Annotated in this window: 1 protein-coding gene; it reads left to right on the forward strand. The window is 58.4% G+C overall.

The genetic code is table 11. The features are described 5' to 3' along the window. Window positions 1-514, forward strand: a 514-nt coding sequence (locus tag EXE45_RS21430) for a helicase-related protein (RefSeq protein WP_241989507.1), incomplete at both ends; no start/stop codon positions are given.

Below are 514 nucleotides of genomic sequence, written 5' to 3' on the forward strand. Positions count from 1 at the left end.
CGAGGAGGAGTTCAACCACGGCCAGTCCCGTCTGCTGTTTGCGACTGACGCGGCCAGCGAGGGTATCGACCTCCAGCACAGTTGCCACATCATGGTGAACTACGAGCTGCCGTGGAACCCGAACCGCCTCGAGCAGCGAATCGGTCGCCTCCACCGTTACGGCCAGGACAAGGAGGTCAAGGTCTGGAACTTCACCTTCGAGGATACTCGCGAGGGCGAGATTTTCGATATGCTCCAGAACAAGGTCGAGAACATCCGTGGGAAACTCGGCAACACGGCCGACGTCCTCGGGATGCTCGACGACATCAACGTCGACTCGCTCATTATGGAGTCTATCCAGAATGAGGAACCGGCGAGTGCCACCAAGGAGGAACTCGAAGAACTCATCGACGAGCGCCAACGCACGCTACAAGAGTGGTACGAACGCAGCCTCATCGACACGAGTACGTTCGATCAGGAGAGCCGACAGAAGATCCAGGAGGTCATGGACGAGTCCGAGGATGTCTACGGGACC

The organism is Halorubrum sp. SP9, from assembly GCF_005435015.1.
In the GTDB taxonomy this organism is placed as follows: domain Archaea; phylum Halobacteriota; class Halobacteria; order Halobacteriales; family Haloferacaceae; genus Halorubrum; species Halorubrum sodomense.